Annotated in this window: 19 protein-coding genes; 18 read left to right on the forward strand and 1 reads right to left on the reverse strand. The window is 35.0% G+C overall.

Annotated features, from left to right (window positions below; all coding sequences use genetic code 11):
• The first annotated feature begins 27 nt into the window (after positions 1–27).
• The 16 genes from spoIIIAE (at position 28) to spoIVB (ending at position 16323) form a co-directional block, all read left to right on the forward strand.
• Positions 28–1260 (forward strand): stage III sporulation protein AE, encoded by a 1233-nt coding sequence (gene spoIIIAE / locus ACTQ5K_RS04515; RefSeq protein WP_051640901.1) that lies wholly within the window; start codon positions 28–30, stop codon positions 1258–1260.
• Positions 1261–1275: 15 nt separating this feature from the next.
• Complete coding sequence (gene spoIIIAF, locus ACTQ5K_RS04520) at positions 1276–1908, forward strand: stage III sporulation protein AF (RefSeq protein WP_251629787.1); 633 nt, start codon at positions 1276–1278, stop codon at positions 1906–1908.
• Positions 1901–2554 (forward strand): stage III sporulation protein AG, encoded by a 654-nt coding sequence (gene spoIIIAG, locus ACTQ5K_RS04525; RefSeq protein WP_251629785.1) that lies wholly within the window; start codon positions 1901–1903, stop codon positions 2552–2554. The genes spoIIIAF and spoIIIAG overlap by 8 nt, the downstream gene beginning before the upstream one ends.
• Positions 2555–2567: 13 nt before the next feature.
• The gene (locus ACTQ5K_RS04530) at positions 2568–3128 is read left to right on the forward strand and encodes a SpoIIIAH-like family protein (RefSeq protein WP_235248086.1); all 561 of its coding nucleotides are present in this window, start codon (positions 2568–2570) and stop codon (positions 3126–3128) included.
• Between the two features lie 484 nt (positions 3129–3612).
• Positions 3613–4083, forward strand: a complete 471-nt coding sequence (gene accB, locus ACTQ5K_RS04535; protein ID WP_031535254.1) for an acetyl-CoA carboxylase biotin carboxyl carrier protein — start codon at positions 3613–3615, stop codon at positions 4081–4083.
• Between the two features lie 18 nt (positions 4084–4101).
• Complete coding sequence (gene accC / locus ACTQ5K_RS04540; RefSeq protein WP_031535252.1) at positions 4102–5460, forward strand: acetyl-CoA carboxylase biotin carboxylase subunit; 1359 nt, start codon at positions 4102–4104, stop codon at positions 5458–5460.
• Positions 5461–5475: 15 nt separating this feature from the next.
• Complete coding sequence (locus ACTQ5K_RS04545; protein WP_031535250.1) at positions 5476–5883, forward strand: Asp23/Gls24 family envelope stress response protein; 408 nt, start codon at positions 5476–5478, stop codon at positions 5881–5883.
• A gap of 274 nt (positions 5884–6157) precedes the next feature.
• Positions 6158–6553: a transcription antitermination factor NusB gene (nusB, locus tag ACTQ5K_RS04550; RefSeq protein WP_031535248.1), complete on the forward strand. Its 396-nt coding sequence runs from the start codon at positions 6158–6160 to the stop codon at positions 6551–6553.
• A gap of 187 nt (positions 6554–6740) precedes the next feature.
• Positions 6741–8087 carry an exodeoxyribonuclease VII large subunit gene (gene xseA, locus ACTQ5K_RS04555; RefSeq protein ID WP_251629780.1) on the forward strand — a complete coding sequence of 449 codons (1347 nt, stop codon included), beginning with the start codon at positions 6741–6743 and terminating at the stop codon, positions 8085–8087.
• Positions 8088–8090: 3 nt separating this feature from the next.
• Positions 8091–8330 (forward strand): exodeoxyribonuclease VII small subunit, encoded by a 240-nt coding sequence (gene xseB / locus ACTQ5K_RS04560; RefSeq protein WP_031535244.1) that lies wholly within the window; start codon positions 8091–8093, stop codon positions 8328–8330.
• Positions 8331–8333: 3 nt separating this feature from the next.
• Positions 8334–9227 (forward strand): polyprenyl synthetase family protein, encoded by an 894-nt coding sequence (locus ACTQ5K_RS04565; RefSeq protein ID WP_031535242.1) that lies wholly within the window; start codon positions 8334–8336, stop codon positions 9225–9227.
• A gap of 422 nt (positions 9228–9649) precedes the next feature.
• The gene (gene dxs / locus ACTQ5K_RS04570; protein WP_031535240.1) at positions 9650–11542 is read left to right on the forward strand and encodes a 1-deoxy-D-xylulose-5-phosphate synthase; all 1893 of its coding nucleotides are present in this window, start codon (positions 9650–9652) and stop codon (positions 11540–11542) included.
• A 7-nt stretch (positions 11543–11549) separates the two neighbouring features.
• Positions 11550–12380, forward strand: a complete 831-nt coding sequence (locus tag ACTQ5K_RS04575; RefSeq protein WP_031535238.1) for a TlyA family RNA methyltransferase — start codon at positions 11550–11552, stop codon at positions 12378–12380.
• A 284-nt stretch (positions 12381–12664) separates the two neighbouring features.
• On the forward strand, positions 12665–13114 hold the full coding sequence (gene ahrC / locus ACTQ5K_RS04580) for a transcriptional regulator AhrC/ArgR (RefSeq protein WP_031535236.1): 450 nt from the start codon (positions 12665–12667) through the stop codon (positions 13112–13114).
• A gap of 16 nt (positions 13115–13130) precedes the next feature.
• The gene (gene recN, locus ACTQ5K_RS04585) at positions 13131–14819 is read left to right on the forward strand and encodes a DNA repair protein RecN (RefSeq protein WP_031535234.1); all 1689 of its coding nucleotides are present in this window, start codon (positions 13131–13133) and stop codon (positions 14817–14819) included.
• Positions 14820–15030: 211 nt separating this feature from the next.
• Entirely contained in the window at positions 15031–16323 is a 1293-nt protein-coding gene (gene spoIVB, locus ACTQ5K_RS04590) for a SpoIVB peptidase (RefSeq protein ID WP_031535232.1), read from the forward strand.
• A 77-nt stretch (positions 16324–16400) separates the two neighbouring features.
• On the opposite strand, the gene ACTQ5K_RS04595 is transcribed toward spoIVB, so the two are convergent.
• Positions 16401–17318 (reverse strand): 1,4-dihydroxy-2-naphthoate polyprenyltransferase, encoded by a 918-nt coding sequence (locus tag ACTQ5K_RS04595; protein WP_031535230.1) that lies wholly within the window; start codon positions 17316–17318, stop codon positions 16401–16403.
• A gap of 474 nt (positions 17319–17792) precedes the next feature.
• On the opposite strand from ACTQ5K_RS04595, the gene spo0A reads away from it, so the two are divergent.
• Both spo0A and ACTQ5K_RS04605 read left to right on the forward strand, forming a co-directional pair.
• A complete protein-coding gene (gene spo0A, locus ACTQ5K_RS04600) occupies positions 17793–18578 on the forward strand; it encodes a sporulation transcription factor Spo0A (RefSeq protein ID WP_031535228.1) in 786 nt (261 codons plus the stop codon).
• A 601-nt stretch (positions 18579–19179) separates the two neighbouring features.
• Positions 19180–19380: a cold-shock protein gene (locus tag ACTQ5K_RS04605; protein ID WP_016203255.1), complete on the forward strand. Its 201-nt coding sequence runs from the start codon at positions 19180–19182 to the stop codon at positions 19378–19380.
• The last annotated feature ends 50 nt before the right edge of the window (positions 19381–19430 follow it).

Raw genomic sequence — 19430 nt, forward strand, 5'->3', positions numbered from 1 at the left:
GAAACCGTTTATTTCGAGGTGGAAAAATTGAAAACAAAGTTGAAAGTCGTACTACTAATAATGGCAGCTATCTTTTTTCTCTATCAACCGATTGTACAAGCCTCACCTCATGAGTCACAAGAAGTACCACAGTCAGAAGCATTAGAAGAAACAAATGAAGAAGGAGTTGATCCAACAAAACTTGTTGAATCACAATTGGAGTCATTAGATCTAAATGAATTAACGGAATTTTGGGATTCGGTTAAAACAGAATATGGTGGATTTTTGCCAGAAAGCCAAAAGGGAAGCCTATATGATTTTATGATAGGAAATAAAACTTTTGACTTACAAGGCTTTTTTCACGGCATGCTACAATTTGCATTTCATGAAATTATAGTAAATGGAAAATTATTAGGATCGTTAATCTTGCTTACTATATTTAGTGTTTTACTGCAAATGCTCCAAAACTCGTTTGAGAAAAGCTCTATTAGTACTGTCGCCTATGCGATCGTGTTTATGGTTATCATTATTCTCGCATTGAATAGCTTTCATGTAGCAATTACTTATGCTAGTGACGCAATATCGAATATGACAAATTTTATATTAGCACTAGTTCCTTTATTGCTAGGGCTTATGGCAGCTTCAGGCGGAGCCATATCTGCAGCTTTCTTTCATCCCGTTATTCTTTTTTTAATGAATACAAGTGGGATGTTAATTGAATATATTGTGCTTCCTCTATTGTTTTTATCAACTTTACTTCACGTCGTAAGCAGTCTATCAGAACAATACAAAGTTACACAATTAGCTAATTTATTACGTAATATCAGTATAGGGATCTTAGGAACTTTCTTGACTATATTTTTAGGTGTTATTTCCGTCCAAGGTGCATCGTCAGCAATAACGGATGGAATTACGATTAAGACAGCTAAATTTGTAACGGGAAATTTCATTCCGGTTATAGGCCGAATGTTTACAGATGCAACAGATACAGTTATAAATGCTTCCTTATTGTTAAAAAACACGGTTGGAATAGCAGGAGTGGTAATTCTCCTTCTACTTGTTGCCTTTCCTGCGATTAAGATTTTAATGATTTCTTTTATTTATAAATTTGCCGCAGCACTTTTACAGCCAATTGGCGGAGGACCTGTTATTAAATGCTTAGATGTTATAAGTAAGAGTGTTATCTATGTCTTTGCAGCATTAGCAATCGTTTCCCTTATGTTTTTCCTAAGTATAACAGTAATCATTGTTGCAAGTAATATAACAATGATGGTGAGGTAGAAAGGAGGGGCAAGGATGAATTTTATTACAGAGTGGGTTACAAATATAATTCTGTTTATTTTGCTAGCAACTGTTGTGGACATGCTATTGCCAAACTCTACCTTTCAGAAATATGCCAAGATGGTCGCTGGATTATTACTAATAACTGTTATATTGACACCTGTATTTAAGCTGATTTCGAGTGACTTTGAAGCTGTGTTCACTCCCAGTGCGATCGGCGAGCCAGAACAAAAAAATATGAATAATTCGATCGAATTGAAAAAAAGAGAAATACAAGCCTCACTTGATGAATATACATTAAATAAAATGGCTGTCCAATTAAAAGAGGATGCAAATGAGGAGTTGATAGCAAATTACGGAATGGAGATCAATTCGATTCAATTATCAATCGACAAAGAGAAGGATGTTGGGTTTCCTGAAAACTTAGCAGAAATGGTTATTCATATGAAAGAAAGCAAGGATCCACAAAACGTTGTGGAAGCTGTAAGCCCTGTTCGAATTGACACACAGCAACCTCTTCTTGACAAAAATGAATCGAAACAAATGGATACAGAAAGTATTGTTTCTTTTCTTTCCGAAAAATGGGAAGTACGAGATGATGCAATTGTAATTATGTACGAAGGAGGGGAGGAGGAGAAAAATGGATAACAAGGACAAAGGGCCATTAAGCTGGTTAAAAAATGTACTGTCAAATGACGGGGATGAAAAGAAAAAAGGAAAAGCCACCTATCTTGTCATCGTTGTATTGTTTGGCGTAGCCATTATGCTTTTAAGCAACATGTTTTTTAAGGACAATAATAACGCCCAAGAAGTTTCCGCATTAAGTAATGATGCTTCCTCTGAAAATGCTCAAGAAACATTTGGACAAAAAGCCGATAGCAGCAATTTAACTATTTCTGATTATGAAGAACAATACAAGGAACAAATTAAGGAAGCGATAAATGCAATAGCAGGTGTCAAAGATGCGATTGTTTATGTGAATTTAGAAGGATCTGAAAAAAAAATATATGAAAAAAATAATTCACAAACGATTCAAAAAACAGAAGAAGAAGATACACAAGGAGGAAATAGAAGCGTAGAAGAAACATCGAATGAGGAAACAGTGGTATTGGTGCCCAATGGGGATAAACAAGTTCCAATTGTAGTGGAAACGATGAAGCCTAAAATTGCTGGTGTACTCGTTGTTGCAAAAGGAGCTGAAAATATAAAAGTTAAAACAATGATTGTGGAGGCAGTTACTCGAGCGTTAGATGTTTCAAGCCATAGAGTTTCTGTACAGCCTAAACAAAACTAAGGGGGAATAATAGATGTTATTAAAAAAGCAAACAGTATGGTTATTAACGATGTTAAGTTTGGTTGTGGTATTGTCAGTCTACTATATCACATCCCCAGAATCTCGATTAAATGAACTTGCAACTAGCGAAGATGAGAATACAGAAAATGCAACAACGAAGGATGCAGAGGAAGCAGCTACTGATAGTAACGGGGAAAGCACTGTTACAACAACTGACTCTGAAGCAGTATTTGAACAGATGAGACTTGATTTAATGGAACAGCGTGACAAGATGAAGGAAGAATTAGTAACCATTCAAGGTTCAAAGGATAAAACAGCAGAAGAAAAAAATGAAGCTACAGAAAAGATTAAAGAGCTTCAGGAAATTACAGATAATGAAAAGATTATGGAAAGCCTAATTAAAGCAGAAAATTATGAAGATGTGCTTGTACAGACCTCAGATGATGGTACAGTGAAGGTAACCGTAAAAGCAGAAGAATTATCCGCAGAAGCAGCGAATGAAATTGTTCAGCTTGTTCGCAAAAATATGGATGCACCAAACGCTAATGTTGCAGTAAAAATTGATCCACAATAATAATATTTGTGAAAATGAGAGATAATGAATAGTTAGCGTAACTGTAGATACTTTTTGGGAAGTGTCTACAGTTTTTTTGTAAGGCGATTGTCCAAACAATCAGGAAAATAGACAATGGAATATAAGGTGTGTAACTGGTCAGCAAATTAAGTAGAGGTGTTCAAAAAGAGAATGAAATAGAATAAATTAGGAAGAAAATAGAGCTTCTAACAGTAATTAATTTTTGCTCTTTTTACCTCTATAATAATAGTAAGCGTTTTCTTTTAATTGTACACCTTGGATTAGTTATTTTAAAAAGATAGTGGTATGATAAGTATGTAGAAAGAGAGGAGATCCCCTTTCGACTCACATAATAAAAGGAAAAAAATGAAAGTAATAGTAGCAAAAAAGTCATATTTTAAAGATGGTTGTTGAATTATCATAAGGTCTTATCGTATGATATTAGTATCTAGTCCTAAAAGAATGATTTAAGGGGTGCAATTATATGTTAAATATTTCAGAAGTAAAAGAATTAATTAAATTAATAGATGATTCTACTATTAGTAATTTTTTATATGAACAAGATGGTGTGAAAGTCGAAATCAAGAAGAGTGTTGGCGAAACAGTAGTTTCAGCGCCAGTTATTACAAAATCAATTCAACAACAAGAAGCAACAACGAAAGAAGTTGCAGTTGAAAGTGTAGTTGCAGAAACACCTGCAAAATCAATCGATGAAAACTTACATAAAATTACTTCTCCAATGGTAGGAACTTTTTATCAATCAGCTTCTCCAGACGCAGATGCGTTTGTAAAAGTAGGAGACAAAGTGACGAAAGACTCTGTTGTATGTATCGTAGAAGCGATGAAGCTATTTAATGAGATTACAGCAGAAGTAGATGGGGAGATTGTAGAAATCCTCGTTAAAGATGGAGAACTTGTAGAGTACGGAGAACCATTATTCCTAGTAAAGGCGTAACAAAGAGGGGTTTAGTCAATGATAAAAAAACTGTTAATCGCAAATAGAGGCGAAATAGCTGTCCGCATAATAAGAGCATGTCGAGAATTAGATATTCAAACTGTAGCCATTTATTCAGAAGCAGATAGTGAGGCTTTGCATGTACAAATCGCAGATGAAGCATACTGTGTTGGTCCAAAAGCTTCCAAGGATAGCTATTTGAATTTTACAAATATAATCAGCGTAGCAACATTGACTGGATGTGATGCTATTCATCCAGGATACGGATTTTTAGCAGAAAATGCTGATTTCGCTGAACTTTGCAGAGATTGCAAAATCACGTTTGTTGGCCCTAGTCCAGAGGCTATTAATAAAATGGGGACAAAAGATATTGCTAGAGAAACAATGCGTCAGGCTGGTGTTCCAATCGTACCTGGATCCCAAGGTATTATTAAAGATTTAGAAGAAGGAATTACTTTAGCGAAAGAAATAGGTTATCCAGTAATTATTAAAGCTACGGCAGGTGGCGGTGGTAAGGGTATCCGTGTTGCTAAAACAGAAGAAGAACTAGTTAAAGGAATAAATATTACCCAACAAGAAGCTTTAACAGCCTTTGGTAATGCAGGCGTGTATTTAGAAAAATACATTGAGGATTTCCGCCATGTAGAATTGCAAGTACTTGCAGATAATTACGGAAATGTTATTCATTTAGGAGAAAGAGATTGTTCTATTCAGCGTCGATTGCAAAAACTTCTTGAAGAAACACCGTCTCCAGTTTTAACAGAAGAAATGAGAGAGAAAATGGGAGATGCTGCAGTTAAAGCTGCAGCAGCAGTTAACTACACAGGTGCAGGAACAGTAGAATTTATCTTTGACTATCAAAATCAAGCATTCTATTTCATGGAAATGAATACGCGTATCCAAGTAGAGCATCCAGTAACAGAGATGGTAACAGGTATTGATTTAATCAAAGAACAAATACTAGTTGCATCAGGCAAACCACTAGAATACAAACAAAAGGATGTTACATTTACTGGTTGGGCAATAGAATGTCGGATTAATGCAGAAAATCCTGCGAAGAATTTCATGCCTTCACCAGGGAAGATTAACATGTATTTACCACCAGGCGGATTAGGAGTACGTGTTGATTCAGCTGCTTATCCTGGTTACACGATCCCACCATACTATGATAGTATGATTGCTAAGGTAATTGCATATGGGTCAACTAGAAAGGAAGCTATTTCCCGCATGAAACGGGCGCTGAGTGAGTTTGTAATCGAAGGTGTAGATACCACGATTCCCTTTCACTTGAATCTCCTTAATCATGAAAAGTTTGTGGAAGGCAACTTCAACACAAAGTTTTTAGAAATGTATGATTTAATGAAATCAGAAGATTAAAAGGAGGAAAAGGTAATGAGCGAAACAACAAGTTTAGAAATGAACCAAGAGTACAATGGGTTAGGTAAAGTAGAAATTGCTCCTGAAGTAATTGAGGTTATTGCAAGTATTGCTGCTTCTGAAGTGGAAGGTGTAGCACAAATGAGAAGCAATTTTGCAACTGGAGTAGTGGAAAAGTTTGGTAAAAAATTACACAACAAAGGTATAAAGGTTGACCTCAGTGAAGAAGGAATAAAAGTGGAAGTATATTGCGTGATGAATTTTGGTATATCTATTCCACAAGTAGCTCAGCAAATTCAAGATAATATTCGTCAGACATTAATTAATATGACTGGACTTGTTACAGAAGAGGTTAATATTCACATTGTTGGAGTTCAGTTTGAAACAGCAAAACAAGAAGCTGAATTACAACAAGAGATGTAAAGACACAGGCAAAGGAACGATAGCATAGCGTTTAAATAGCAAAGGCTGAACAGGTAAGAGCAAAATAACTATTAATTGAGGGACTTCCTCATTAATAGTTATTACTGATAACCTGGACAGCCTTTGTTTTTGTGAAAATTACCTGTTAATAAGAACAGAATTCTAGGTTTTTTTCATGTAAGATAGAGTTTTGTTTTTATTTATGCTATTATTCATGTAGCATAGATAAAAAGGTTGAAAAACCTATGGAAGGATTTTAAAGGAGCCATAAATAATGAAAAGAAGAACTGCCAGAGAAAAGGCCTTACAGGCACTATTTCAAATTGATATTAGTGATATAGATAAGGAAACAGCAATAGAACATGTTTTAGAAGGAGAAAAATCAGATTTATACCTTACCAAATTAGTGGATGGTGTATTAAGCCATCAAGTATCTATTGATGAAACGATAAAGCAATACCTAGAAAATTGGTCTCTAGAAAGAATCGCAAATGTAGACCGTAATGTTCTTCGTCTTGCTACGTATGAAATTATGTATAGTCAAGCAGATGATGTACCTGTAAATGTAGCAATTGATGAGGCTGTAGAGATTGCTAAACTTTATGGTGATGATCAATCTGGTAGATTTGTCAACGGTGTATTATCTAAGATTAAAGCTAATCAAGAGTAGTAAGAGAAACGATGGTTTGATTAATAGTATGAATATGTGACAATTCAAATTTTGTTTCCTTCTAGAACAAAAAATTTGATATCATCCTGAATTGTTTCCTTCTATAACCTATAAACATGAACGAAAAGGGATGTGGTGTATGGATACTACACCCCTTTTTCCATCCTGTAAAAGGAGTTTTTTATAAATGGAATCACGTTATTTAACGGTACATGCATTGACAAAATACATAAAAAGGAAATTTGATGCAGATCCTCATTTGCATGAGATTATGGTAAAAGGAGAAATCTCAAATTTTAAGCAGCATTCAAGTGGTCATATGTATTTTACCTTAAAAGATGAAAAGGCGAGGATTTTGGCAGTTATGTTTGCTCGAAATAATCAGCAAATGAAATTTAAGCCGGAAAATGGGATGAAAGTACTTATTAAAGCAAGTATCACAGTTTATGAATCAAGCGGGCAATATCAAATGTATGTTTCAGAAATGCAGCCAGACGGAATAGGTCAACTTTATTTGGCTTATGAACAGTTAAGAGCTAAATTGGAACAAGAAGGCATGTTTCGCCCAGATCATAAGAAAGCCATTCCTAAATATCCCAGAACAATTGGTGTAATTACCTCTCCAACTGGTGCTGCAATAAGAGATATTATTACGACAATTAAAAGACGATATCCCATTGCAAAAATAATGATCTATCCAGCACTAGTGCAAGGAGAAACAGCGGCTCCTTCTATTGTAAAGGCTGTTCAACAAGCTAATGAACAGGATTCTCCATTGATTGATGTCCTCATAGTAGGTAGAGGTGGCGGTTCCATAGAGGAATTATGGGCTTTTAATGAAGAAATCGTTGCCAGAGCCATTTACACTTCGAATATTCCAGTAATTTCCGCTGTCGGTCATGAAACAGACTTTACTATTTGTGATTTTGTTGCTGATATGCGTGCGCCGACTCCAACTGGAGCAGCTGAGCTTGCTGTACCCCATATAGATGAACTTGTAGAGCGTATTTTGACAAGGCAAAGTCGGTTGATTAGAGGGATAAAAGAGAAAGTTGAGTTACAGAAGCTTCGTCTAAATAGAATTCAGCGTTCCTATGCATTTCGTTATCCAAAGGTATTGTATGACCAAAAAATGGAGCAGCTAGATAAACAGACAGAATTATTAACGCGTAATGTGCAAAGAGTTCTTGAACAGAAACATATGCAACAGGAATTAAAACAAAAGCAGCTTGTTAGAAATCACCCTAATCATTATATCAAGAAGGCCAATCAAGATTTAGCTAGCTTACAAAAAAATCTAGTTCGTAATACGGAGCTTATTCTGCAAGCAAAAAGACAAGCTTTTCTTTCGAAAATAGGGAAGATGGATGCATTAAGTCCGCTGAAAATAATGGAAAGAGGCTATAATGTAGCATACGATCATCACGGGAAGTTAATAGCAAGTATTAAACAAGTCAAGCCTAAGGATCAGATTGAGTTAAACCTGGCTGATGGAATGGTAGAAGCAGAAATTATTGCGGTAAAGGAGAGATAGATTTTGGCAACCAATTCAGAAAAAAATCCATCTTTTGAAGAAGCGATGGAAGAATTAGAGAGAATCGTTGAAAAACTAGAAGAGGGAGACGTTCCGTTAGAAGAGGCAATTAACACGTATAAAAAAGGAATGGAGCTTTCTAAATATTGTCATGAAAAATTGAAAAATGTGGAAGAACAATTAGCGGAAGTCGTTTTAGAGAATGGAAAAAAACAACCGTTTTCGATTGCTGAGGAGGAATAAAGCTTGAATAATATCTCTTTGTCAGCATTTACAAGCAACTATAAGGATATATTGGAAAAGGAATTAAAGAAAAATGTAGAAAAGCTAGCAGCACCAGCTAACTTAAAAGATTCGATGCTCTATTCCTTAAACGCGGGTGGAAAAAGAATTCGACCATTACTTTTGTTTGCAACTATACAGGCGTATGGAAAAGATCCACTTATCGGGTTATTACCAGCAATAGCAATTGAGATGATACATACCTACTCCTTGATTCACGATGATTTGCCAAGTATGGATGATGACGATTTACGAAGAGGTCTACCAACAAATCATAAAGTATACGGGGAGGCAATTGCAATTTTGGCAGGAGATGCCCTACTTACCTACAGCTTTCAAATAATGGCGAATATGAAGCAACAAAATATTCCTGCAGAAACGATACTCGCGACAATCGGTCTTTTAGCAGAAGCAGCTGGTGCAGAAGGCATGGTGGGTGGACAAGTTGCGGATATTGAAGGGGAAAATAAAACCTTAAATCAACAAGAGCTTGAGCAAATCCACCTACATAAAACAGGAAAGCTACTAGAGGTTAGCATAATAATTGGTGCAAAATTAGCAGGTGCTAATAACACTGAAATAAAGCAGCTAAAGCAATTTGCTTATCATTTAGGTTTAGCCTTCCAAATTCGAGACGATATATTAGATTTAGAGGGTGATGAAGAGCTTATTGGAAAGCCAATTGGAAGTGATATGGGTAATCACAAGAGTACCTATCCAAAAATACTCACAATGGATGGAGCGAAAAGTGAATTAGATTTGCATATCAGACAAGCAAAAGGTCTTCTTGAAAGCTTGCCTATAGATAGTGCAATCTTAGAAAAGATTACAGATTTAATTGCCTATAGAAATAATTAATTATATCTTCCTTAAAACATTTAAAGGCTTTTTCGGAACTATATAGGAAAATAAGAATAGAGAATCAGATGACCAGGGTGTCTCCAGCATATTTGACAACACTTATGCATTTTATAGAAGTATAAACCTCTATATTTGTGCAAGAGGAGTGTTCCATTTGGAGGCATCCTTCTTTTTAGCGCTTCATTTCATTCATTTAACTATGTAGAATTACTACTATTATGGGGGAATGAATGGTATAATACATATTTAATAATAAGAATAAATTAGGTTTTTTTTATAAAATAAGGTATTCTAATATAAAATACAATCTTTGGCGAAAAAGAAATGAAAATGGTTTAATGGAAGGAAGATATACCAATATAGTCATTTAAGAAATATTGACTATTGGTTATAACTGAACGAAAGTGAGTTGTTACCTAATGGATTTAATGTCAATTGAAAATCCAGCATTTTTAAAAGGATTATCCAATGAGGAGCTCAAGAGCCTTAGCGAAGATATCCGTCACTTTTTAATTAATCAACTTTCTCTAACTGGTGGCCATATTGGTCCAAATTTAGGAGTAGTCGAATTAACACTAGCACTTCATAAATGCTTTGATAGTCCAAAGGATAAAATGCTATGGGATGTAGGGCATCAATCCTATGTACACAAAATTTTAACTGGTCGAGCAAAAGATTTTGATACCCTTAGACAATACAAGGGGATGAGCGGTTTTCCAAAAATGAATGAAAGTGAGCATGATGTATGGGAAACAGGCCATAGCTCCACATCTTTATCGGCAGCAATGGGAATGGCAGTAGCTCGCGATTTGAAAAAGGAAGACTCTTATATTATTCCGATTATTGGGGATGGAGCCTTAACAGGTGGAATGGCCCTTGAAGCACTTAATCATATCGGTGATGAAAAGAAAAATATGATTGTGATTCTTAATGATAACGAAATGTCGATTGCCCCAAATGTCGGTGCCCTTCATCAAGTATTGGGAAGATTAAGAACTGCTGGCAAGTATCAATGGGTTAAAGATGAATTAGAAATGCTTTTAAAGAAAATTCCTGCAGTCGGTGGTAAGATGGCAGCCACTGCTGAAAGAATTAAAGATAGTTTAAAGTATTTATTAGTGTCTGGTGTGTTTTTTGAAGAGTTAGGCTTTACTTATTTAGGGCCAGTTGATGGACATGATTTCGAAGACTTATTTGAACAATTAAATTATGCAAAGAAAACTTCTGGACCAGTATTATTACATGTAATTACGAAAAAAGGGAAAGGATTCTCTCCTGCTGAAAAAGATAAAATTGGCACATGGCACGGAACAGGTCCATATAAGATTGAGACAGGAGATTTTGTAAAGCCGACTATTACGGCACCTGCCTGGAGTAAACTAGTAAGTGATACTGTTTTGAAATTGGCGCGAACAGATGAACGAATCGTTGCTGTTACACCTGCGATGCCAGTTGGTTCAAAATTAGAATCATTTGCAAAAGAATTCCCAAATCGAATGCTTGATGTTGGAATAGCAGAACAGCATGCTGTTACATTAGCAGCTGGACTGGCAACACAAAAAATGAAGCCATTTTTAGCGATTTATTCTACATTTTTACAACGTGCATACGATCAAATGCTTCATGATGTGTGCCGTCAAAATTTAAATGTGTTTATCGGAATTGACCGTGCAGGCTTAGTCGGTGCAGACGGAGAAACGCATCAAGGGATTTATGATATTGCATTTTTACGTCATATGCCAAACTTAGTTTTAATGATGCCGAAAGACGAAAATGAAGGGCAGCATATGGTAAATACGGCAATCAAGTATAATGATGGACCAATTGCAATGCGTTTCCCTCGCGGAAATGGAATTGGGGTAGAGCTAGATTCTGCATTAAAAACGATTCCAATCGGTACATGGGAAGTGTTAAGAGAGGGATCTGACGCAGCAATCCTTACTTTTGGAACAACCATTGAAATGGCAATGGAGGCAGCAAATCAGCTGGAAGCCCAAGGCATACACGTGAAAGTCGTCAATGCGCGATTTATCAAACCATTAGATGAAGCAATGTTAACGGATTTATTAAAAAAACAAATTCCAATATTGACATTAGAAGAAGCAATTCTGCAAGGTGGATTTGGAAGTTATTGTTTAGAATATGCACACGATCATGGCTATGGCGCAAATGTAATCGATCGTATGGGAATTCCTGACCAATTTATTGAACATGGTGATGTCCATTCTTTATTAGAAGAAATTAATTTAACAAAAGAAGAAGTAGTAAATAGACTTTTAGCGATTGCAAGAAATAAACAAAAGAGGGCTTAGAGCATTCATGAAGAAAGAAAGAATAGATGTATTATTAGTGGAACAAGGTTTATTTGAAACAAGGGAAAAGGCAAAACGTGCTGTGATGGCAGGGATTGTTTATTGTGAGGAAAATAGACTGGATAAACCAGGTGAAAAAATAAATGCCGATGCTAAGCTGACAGTAAAAGGAAAGACGCTGCAGTATGTTTCAAGAGGCGGCTTAAAGTTGGAAAAGGCACTCAAAGTATTTGATGTCAACATGAAAGATAAAGTATTGCTTGATATCGGCTCTTCTACAGGAGGATTTACTGATTGTGCTTTGCAAAACGGAGCAAAGCAATCGTATGCCTTAGATGTAGGCTATAACCAATTAGCGTGGAAGCTAAGACAGGATGAGCGTGTAATTGTTATGGAAAGAACGAATTTCCGTTACGTAACTCCTGCTGATTTAGTAGGAGAAATGCCGAATATTGCTTCTATTGATGTTTCATTTATTTCTTTAAAGCTAATATTGCCTGTGTTAAAAACATTATTAGTTTCAGGCAGTGATGTCATTGCTTTAGTGAAGCCGCAATTTGAAGCGGGAAGAGAACAAGTTGGGAAAAAAGGAATTGTCAGAGATCGAAAAGTCCATGAGTCTGTTTTAGAAAAAATAATCGATTTTTCGAAAAAAGAAGGATATATCATAAAAAATCTGTCCTTTTCTCCTATAACTGGCGGTGATGGCAACATTGAATTTTTGCTTCATCTTCATTGGGATGAACGCGAGGAGAAACATGAGCATTTTTATCAAATAAAAGAGACTGTGGAAGCGGCACACGCTGAATTGAAGGCAAATAAAGAAACCGATAAATAAGCAAATGGTAGAAGGGTTTGACTACATGAAGAGAACTAGTACAATAATGCTAGTAGAAGATCTCTTATGTTGGCTAACCCTTTTTGCTGTACAATAGAAGATACAAAAGTAATGTTGTTTTATTCTTTGTTCTTGTAAAAAGGCGAACAAACACGGTAAAATAAGATAGAAGGAAAATGTCTAAAAAAATCGAATGAACGAATAAAAGGAAACAAATACTTTTATATAAAGAGCAATAAACATTATACATAATGAAATGATAACCACTATAAAGGATGGAAAATATGAATAAGGGTCAAAGGCATATAAAAATAAGAGAAATTATTACAAATAATGATATAGAAACGCAAGATGAATTAGTAGATGAATTGAAAAGTGCCGGCTATAATGTAACACAAGCTACTGTTTCAAGGGATATTAAAGAATTACATTTAGTTAAAGTGCCCCTTCAAGATGGTAGATATAAATATAGCCTTCCTGCTGACCAACGATTTAATCCATTGCAGAAATTAAAAAGAATGCTGATGGACTCCTTTGTTAAAATCGATTCAGCAGAAAATTTGCTCGTTCTAAAATCTTTGCCTGGGAATGCACAGGCCATTGGTGCATTAATTGATAATTTAGATTGGGATGAAATACTAGGTACAATATGTGGAGATGATACATGTCTAATCATTTGCCGCTCTGCTGAAGAAGGCAAGAGAATTAGCGATCGTTTTCTTGATATGCTTTAATTTGGGGGGACATTAATTGCTAAGTGAATTATCGATTAAAAATTTTGCAATCATAGATAGTCTATCCATTTCCTATAATAAAGGACTTACTGTACTAACTGGTGAGACAGGTGCAGGGAAATCCATTATCATTGATGCAATTAATTTGTTAGTTGGTGGCCGTGGTTCTGCCGAATTTGTTCGACATGGAGAAGAGAAGGCAGAAATTGAAGGATTATTTTATATAGAAGATGGTCATCCATGTTTTCGAAAAATGAATGAATTTGGAATAGATATAGATGAAGGTACAATTGTATTAAGAAGAGATATTGCGCTATCTGGTAAAAGTGTTTGTCGAATAAATGGAAAACTAATTACGATTTCTGTTTTACGAGAAATAGGGTCCACACTGATTGATATACATGGACAGCATGAACATCAGGAATTAATGGACGAAACGAAACATTTACAATTATTGGATACTTTTGCAATGGGAGAATTGGCTCCTGTTTTGGAAGAATATGAAGAAATTTATCGTTCTTATACACAAACGCAAAAAAAATTAATGAACTTAACAGAAAATGAGCAGCAAATGGCACAAAGGCTTGATTTACTGCAATTTCAGTTTAATGAAATTGAAAGTGCTCATTTGAAATTAAATGAAGATGAAGAATTGTTGGAAGAAAAAAAGAAGTTAAGTAATTTTGAAAAAATATATGATAGCATTCAAACAGGCTATACAGCTCTTAGAGGGGAACAAAAGGGCTTGGATTGGCTTGGGGAAGTAATGGGAAATATGGAGGAAGCTGCAAGCTTAGATACTGAATATAAAGATATGGCTGAATCTGTTTCCAATAGTTATTATATTTTAGAAGATATTGCAAGACAGATGCGGGGTGCTTTAGATTATTTAGAATATGACCCAGAAAGATTAAATGAAATTGAAGCAAGGTTAAATGAAATTAATACATTAAAGCGGAAATATGGCAAAACGGTATCGGAGATTTTAGAATATGCTGCTAAAATTGAAGAAGAACTAGAAACCATACAAAATAAAGAGACACATATTGATTTATTAGAGCGCGAATTAGCTTCCCTAAAAAAAGATTTATTAGTAGAAGCAAAGGAACTGCATGTTTTAAGAAGAAAAGCGGCAGAGCGTCTAACAAATAGTATTCATCAAGAACTAAAAGAGCTATACATGGAAAAAACAGTTTTTGAAGTAAGAATAAATGCTAATGAAAATAATGTCACGAAAAAAGGAATAGATGAGGTAGAATTTTATATTTCCACAAATCCTGGTGAACCTCTTAAGCCATTATCGAAAATCGTTTCTGGTGGAGAGCTATCGAGAATGATGCTTGCACTAAAGAGCATTTTCTCTAAGCATCAAGGCGTCACTTCTATAATATTTGATGAAGTAGATACTGGTGTAAGTGGAAGAGTAGCTCAAGCGATTGCCGAAAAAATTCATCATGTTTCAGTCGATTCGCAAGTATTATGCATTTCCCACTTGCCTCAAGTAGCTGCAATGGCAGATACTCATTTATTTATTGCGAAAAAAATAGAAGACGGTAGAACCTCTACATCTGTTACCCCATTGGTTCAGCAAGATAAGATAAAAGAGATAGGACGAATGATTTCTGGAGCAGAAATTACCGAATTAACAAAAAAACATGCAAAAGAACTGTTAAAATTAGCGCAAAAAGCTAAGAATAAAGTATAGACACGTAAAACCTCTGTATATGTGCAGAGGTTTTATTTTATTCTTTTTAAGAAATTGTGAAATACAGTTAATGTTGAAAAAATTGACAAAGCTATCCAATATGGGTAGGTATTTAAAATTTTTAACAGTTATAAATGAGGCTCATACAGGCAAAGTTATAAATGTAGCCGGGAGAAGTCGTGGTGAAAAGAAGCGAGGAGAGTGAAGAGAATTGAAAAGTGATATCCTTAGAAAAATAATTGGTGGGATTCTCCTTGTTTCATTAATATCTTTAGTATGTAATCAATCATTTCAAGAATATCTTCATATTCCCAAAAGCATTACATTGTTTGAGGGGCAATCGATGGAAATCAACAATAGTGAGGCGATTCCTGTGACAGCAAATGTAGCAGACGAAGATTCGGTTGTTGCATTAAGCCAGGAAAAAGGCAAACTTTCTTTGCAAGGAAAAGTAAGTGGGAAAGAAGAGATGATGCTTGAGCTAGCGGGTTTTCCGATAAAAAAAGTGGATGTGAATGTTCTAAAAGACTTTAAAGTCATTCCTGGTGGTCAATCCATCGGGGTGAAATTAAATACAGTTGGCGTACTGGTGGTTGGGCATCACCAAGTTAATACAGAAGAAGCAAAACAATCGCCTGGCGAAAAAGCTGGGATCAAAGTTGGCGATATGATTGTTGAAATAAATGGACAGAAAATCGAAAAAATGGCAGATGTTGCACCATTTGTTCAAAAAGCAGGCGAAGAAAATAAACCATTAGATTTAACAGTTAAAAGAGAGAAGAAAGAATTTAAAACCAAGTTAATGCCGCTTAAAGAAAAAGGGGACAACACATTTAAATTAGGGCTTTATATAAGAGATTCAGCAGCAGGGATAGGAACAATGACTTTTTATCACCCTGATTCCATGAAATATGGGGCTTTAGGTCATGTGATATCAGATATGGATACAAAAAAACCAATAGTTGTGGATGATGGAGAAGTACTGCGTTCTACTGTAACAAGTATTGAAAAAGGCAGTAATGGCAATCCAGGTGAAAAATTAGCAAGATTTTCAGAAGATAAAGAAGTTATCGGGGACATTAAAACAAATAGTCCTTTTGGAATATTTGGGGAACTAAATAAAAACATTAAAAATGGAATCATGGACGAGCCAATGCCGATTACATTATCAGACCAAGTAAAAGAAGGACCAGCACAAATACTAACGGTCGTAGATAATGATCAGGTGAAGCTTTTTGATATCGAAGTAGTAAGCTCTGTACCACAAAAATATCCTGCTACAAAAGGATTAGTTATTAAAGTAACAGATAAAGAATTATTAAGTAAAACAGGTGGGATTGTCCAAGGTATGAGTGGTAGTCCAATTATCCAAGATGGAAAAGTAATTGGAGCAGTTACCCACGTCTTTGTAAATGATCCAACTAGTGGCTATGGAGTTCACATTGAATGGATGTTAAATGAAGCAGGAATTGATATATACGAAAAAGGTCAAAAAGCGTCATAGAAAAAACGGGCAACAACAAAAACAAAAAGTATCATGAAAAGGAGTTTTATTCATCCTTTCCATGATACTTTTTGAATTTACATATTTTGCATAATGAAATCAAATAAATAACCAACAGTAATAAACAATCCAAACATTGTATTCGTCAATCCTGTGTTTTTCATAGCAATCGGTGTTTGGCTTTTATCACCTCTAAAGCCTTTAATTGCTTCAAGCGGCTTCTTAAAGCTTAGTAATACTATTAATAGCCAAGGACTAAAAATGCCGAAAGCAACAAAGATAACAACCCATAAATAGGATAGAATAAATAATGCCGCAAGCAGATTGACTGCCTTATTAAAACCGATTAGGATAGCAATTGTTTTTCTTCCACCTAAAGTATCCTCTTCGATATCTCTAATATTATTTGATAAATTAATTGCACCAATGAGAATTGCGATTGGTACAGAAATCATTATACTTTCTTGATTGATTTCACCAGCCTGGATATAAAATGAAATAAGGATAAAGATACATCCCATACAAATACCAGAAAAGACCTCGCCAAATGGGGTATAAGCAATTGGGAGTGGCCCTCCAGTGTACAAATAACCAATTGCCATGCCAAGTAAGCCGACTAAAGCAATCCACCAACTAGTTTGGGAACAAATATAAATACCCAAAAGTAATGCAATAACATATAGGCTAATTGCCATATTTAAAACTAATTTTGGTTTCATTCCATGATGTACAATGGCTCCACCAATTCCTACTGACTCAGCAGTATCAATGCCTCTTACATAATCATAGTACTCATTGAATAAATTGGTTGCTATTTGAATAATCAAACAAGCGAACATCATGGCAAAAAATAAACCCCATTTTGTTGAGGCGTGTGGGAAAGATAAAACCGTACCAATGGAAACAGGTACAAAGGAAGCAGTTAACGTATGCGGTCTTGTTAGCTTCCATAGTATTTTAAAAGTAGGTTTTACTTCATTCGTTGCATTCTCCATATAAAAATCCTTTCTATCATTGAGCAAATTAAAAAGCACAAGTACTTTTACCATTGTGCTAAGCTTTTATCTGAAAATAACAGATAAGTTGGCCCAAAAAAATTAATGCTTTTTGTCCAACTTTAATAATACCGTTAAAGTAACAACTCAACAAGAATATATTCATAAAAAAGTCATAATTTTTTCTTCCAGAAAAAGAAGTGTTTAGGTAAAAAGAAGTTAATTTAGATGTATTCTTTTTCTATGCAAAGAAGTGGGGTATAATATTGATATAAAGATTTTTCGACAAAATGATGAAATGTATCGAATTCGGTCGAAAACATGAGAAAATGAGAGAAATAATGAGTTTTTCCCTATTTTTTAAGTTTTTTTTATAAAATCAAAGGATTATGGGTTGCTTTGTCGAAAATGTCCTTTAGAATAAAAAATATAGATAAAATTAGAGACATTTGGACCTAAGGGAGGAAACAACTGTTGAAAAAAATAAAAGTTTGTATTGTTGATGATAATCGCGAACTAGTAGGTTTATTGGAAGAGTATATAGATACTCAAGATGACATGGAAGTAATCGGTGTTGCGCATAATGGTCAAGAGTGTCTGGAATTGATCGAACAACTAGAACCAGATGTGATGGTTCTCGATATCATTATGCCTCATCTCGATGGCTTAGCTGTATTAGAAAGAATGCGCCAAATGAATAAAAAAATGCCTAATGTCATTATGCTAACAGCTTTTGGACAAGAGGATGTCACGAAAAAGGCTGTTGAATTAGGAGCATCTTACTTTATTTTAAAACCGTTTGATATGGATTATTTGGCAGGTCATATTCGCCAAGTTAGCGGTAAAACAACTGGGTTTGTGCGAAAATCTTCTTCTTCCTTTAAAACGCAACAGGAACCAAAAACAAAGAATTTAGATGCTAGCATTACAAGTATTATTCACGAGATTGGTGTCCCAGCCCATATTAAAGGCTATCTTTATTTAAGGGAAGCCATTTCGATGGTCTATAATGACATAGAACTATTAGGATCGATTACAAAAGTACTCTATCCAGATATCGCTAAAAAATTTAATACAACTGCAAGCCGTGTGGAGCGTGCAATTCGTCATGCGATTGAAGTCGCTTGGAGCAGAGGCAATATCGATTCCATCTCATCCTTATTCGGCTACACTGTCAGCATGTCTAAAGCAAAACCAACGAACTCAGAATTTATCGCGATTGTGGCAGATAAGTTAAGGCTGGAACATAAGGCTTCTTGAGAGGGTTAGAATAAAGGGTTTTTGGTTATTGCTAATCCAACCAATTCTTTGAAAAACAACTTTTTTTGCGGATTTAAGCCAATAAATTTTTACCTTCTCACCCAATAAATCATTTTGATTTGTTGGGTTTTGTTTTTGTTGGAGATGAAGATGTACAGAGTGAAGTTAACAGAACTACAATTTCATGCAGATGATTTATTTTTTCCTGTCAAAGCAAGACTGTAGCATCTTATAAGCAGAGTCAAAAGCTAATCTTAGTCCTATTTAAAAGTGGAACAGGAGATATTGACAATCTCAAAAAGACTGCACACAAAACCTCTCATTAATATTAACTGTCTGCTCATCTAATTGCTAACTGAATAAATTATAAAGGTGAAATTGATAAAATTGTTAGGAATTAAAAACCATAAAAAGGAATTTGTTTTAAAAAATTGAAAAATTATCATCGGAAGATTTGCTTTCTGTTGATTAACCTGTTACTATAAAGAAGACTTATTTTTGTTCTCTAGAAAATAGTTGAGATTTACATATTTCTTTATTTTTTACTACGAGCAAGGATAGTAATACATTTGTGCATAAAGCACATAGGAGGAAACAAGAAATGGCTACAGGTAAAGTAAAATGGTTTAACGCAGAAAAAGGATTTGGTTTCATCGAAACAGCTGAAGGACAAGATGTATTCGTACATTTCAGCGCTATTCAAACAGAAGGTTTCAAAACATTAGATGAAGGTCAAGAAGTTTCTTTTGACATAGAAGAAGGTCAACGCGGACCTCAAGCTGCTAACGTAGTAAAAAACTAATTTAACAAAAACCGATACAGGCTCTGACTTATGTTAGAGCCTGTTTTTTT

Source organism: Niallia sp. Sow4_A1 (assembly GCF_052116745.1).
Taxonomy (GTDB): Bacteria; Bacillota; Bacilli; order Bacillales; family Cytobacillaceae; genus Niallia; species Niallia hominis.